General features: G+C 67.3%; 2 protein-coding genes. Both read left to right on the plus strand.

Annotation, left to right across the window (positions count from 1 at the left end; translation table 11 throughout):
• Positions 1-1,022: 1,022 nt before the first annotated feature.
• Complete coding sequence (locus ACFV61_RS35490) at positions 1,023-1,379, plus strand: hypothetical protein (RefSeq protein ID WP_380496269.1); 357 nt, start codon at positions 1,023-1,025, stop codon at positions 1,377-1,379.
• Positions 1,380-2,066: 687 nt separating this feature from the next.
• Positions 2,067-2,309 (plus strand): hypothetical protein, encoded by a 243-nt coding sequence (locus ACFV61_RS35495; RefSeq protein ID WP_380496271.1) that lies wholly within the window; start codon positions 2,067-2,069, stop codon positions 2,307-2,309.
• Positions 2,310-2,698: the final 389 nt, after the last annotated feature.

A 2,698-nucleotide genomic window follows, 5' to 3' on the forward strand; every position in this document is an offset into this window, starting at 1 on the left:
GGGGGGCGGGGGCGCCGCCCCCGCCCCCCCCCGCTTGGTCTGGCGGGGCACTTGGTTCACGGTCCGTGCGAGCCATCGAGAGGCGCAAACGGCAGCCGAGTCGCCCACTGCCCCGGCGTCACGGCCAGGGCCAGGGACAGGGCGGCCGTCCTCCCGACGATCAAGCCCTAATTCCATCACCGTGACTGATGGGCTACAGGAAGCCGCGCATAAATGGCTTTGAATTCGGGTCCTCCGATTCGGGCTTCTGGAGGGGGTGGCAGGTGTGCAGAATCCTCCTGTCGGGAATTCCTGTCGCAGGTGCCGTGTGGTCCGCGCTGCGGCGAGGTTGGCGCCGGCAGCTGTGCAGCTGACGGGCGGCCGGCAGCGGAGCGTCCCACTCGGCCAGCAAGCGCCCGGCCCACCAACACTGCTCACCACCGGACCGGCAGGCAGGTCTGCTGGCCCAGTGAGAACCAGCCCTCATGCCCGTGACCGGCCCCGATGGCCAGGCTATTCCCCATCCCTGATGGGGTGCGGTGGCGGAACTGGGCCGGATGAGCACTTCTATGGCCGGCCCAGCGCCTCGTACAGAGCAACGAGTTTCGGCATCTGCAGGGACAACGGTGGGAGTGTGGCGTACAACGGCATGACAGGGCCTGACCGCCGGCATGTGTTGTGCAGCCGACCGCGCGAGGCGTCCAATAGACCCGGGGGGACCAGTGGAAACACAGCGGGTGGTCAAACGGAGTCCGTGGTTCGCGAGGCTTCCGATTGCGTTCGTAGCTATCAGTTTTCTACTGCTTTTCTACACGCTGATAAGGAATAATTTAAAGCACCCTGCTGGGATATGGAAGCTCGAGCTGTTGGATACTCAGTCCGCTGTCACAGCGGTCCTTGCTTCGGTAGGGGCCGTACTTGCGCGCGCTCAGTACGCACGGACGGTCAGGCCCGCACTGGGTTGGTTTGGCCGCGTTGCGGCTGGCATGGCTCCAGATCAGCAGCTCGTATGGGCATGCCAGGCCATGAACGGTGCTCAAGACGTGGCCGTGCTGACAAGGATCGACTACTGGGTTGAGTTCTCCGCTACGGCGAAAGCTGACGGCGCCATGGATTCCGCCCGTTGGGGAACATGCCACGATGTGGTGACCATGCTAACAGCACGGGGCCTGAAGGACGGTGAGGACTTCTCACTTCAATTAATCTCTCCCGGTCGGCCGATTCCGGCACAAGGCCTGATGTTTATCGGCTGGTTTACAGAGAAGGCCATGGTAGAGATCGACGACGTTTCCATATGTGTACAGGTAGCAGACCGAGTTGGTGACACTCACGAACGGGTCATGGACCTATTGAAGGGCGCGATCCGCTCGCCGAAGAATCCCAGCGCTTCACCCTTCTGATGATGATCGAGGAGCGTGACCGGCTACCCGGACAACGTGCGGACACCCCCGCCGCGCACCCGGCCGACTGCGCCTGCGCACGGTGCGGGTCGGTACCTGGCCGGGCTCGCGGGGCGTCAGTTGTCGCCCGCCCGGGACAGAACGCGCGGCCGGCACGTCGTCACCGGCCCGCCCTCCCGGACGTAACCGAACCCCGCACCGACCACGGCTGGTGCGGGGTTCGGCGACGACGGCGGCGATCCGCACGACCGGCGGCCACGGCACCACCGGCCCGTGGACGTCGAACTCACCAGCCGCGGTGCCAGCCACGAAGACCAGGGCGGGCACGATGGATACCGGCACGGGCGAGGAGAAGACGGATGCGCACCGAGGACATCGGGGTCGGCGAGACCTACATCGCGAGCATCCCCCAACGGCTCCCGGCACAGCCGGCGGTCACGAGCGCCGCAAGGTGACTGGCCGACATGCAACTGCACCTCGTCCGCGGCCGGCGCATCACGGTGACCGTGACCGGCTTACGAGATCACCGGCATCGTCAGGGCCCCGGACGGCCGCGCCGTCGTCTTCCCCGGCACGGTCGTCCACACCATCCCGGCCCGCTGACTGCGCCCGCAGGACGAGCGCCTGGAGCTCCATCCGGGCACTGGCCACTTCCACCGCGCCCTGGTGTGCCGGGACGCGGACGGGATGACGCCGACCCAGATCGACCGGGCGGCGGCGAAGGCGCTGGAACAGCTCCACCACGTCAGGGGCCTGGCCCTGGACGACCAGACGTTCGACCGGTCGGTGCTCACCGCCGACGCGGACCACGGGGAGTGGCTGCGGATCGCCGAACGCGTGCGGGAGGCCGGGCCGGCCGCCTACAACCCGCGGGCCGATCCCGACGCCGTGGAACACCCACCGCTGATCCGCTTCCGTGAGGGCCCCTGACGCCGTGTCCTGTCCCAGGTCCGACGCGAAACGCTGTCACCTGAGGTGGGGCCGTCCCGGCAAACCAGGCGTACCGGGCTTGCCGGGACGGTGCTGAGACAGGGAAGCCCGGAGCGGGGCCCCGAACCAGGGCTGTGCGCGGATGGCCGGTCCCTCGCGTTTTTAGTGCGTGGAACCGGCTTCCTCTGTCCAAGGCGCGCTCCAGGAAGTGGGCCGCCCCCGTGCCCGGCTGGCAGCGGCGTTCAGGCACGGCCTCGATATAGGAGACAGTCCGCTTGTGCTCGATGCCGGACCCTAGTGCTGCTCCGCGGAAGTTCGTGGAGGGGTGTTGATCAGATATCCAGTCCGCTGAGGTAGAGGCCGCCTGCGCAGTCGAGGGCTTCTTCCGG

Origin of the sequence: Kitasatospora sp. NPDC059817, assembly GCF_042731835.1 — a bacterium.
GTDB lineage: Bacteria > Actinomycetota > Actinomycetes > Streptomycetales > Streptomycetaceae > Kitasatospora.

Coding starts and splice junctions, on each gene's coding strand:
- ACFV61_RS35495 (WP_380496271.1), top strand. CDS start 2,067: ATGACGCCGACCCAGATCGACCGGGCGGCGGCGAAGGCGCTGGAACAG.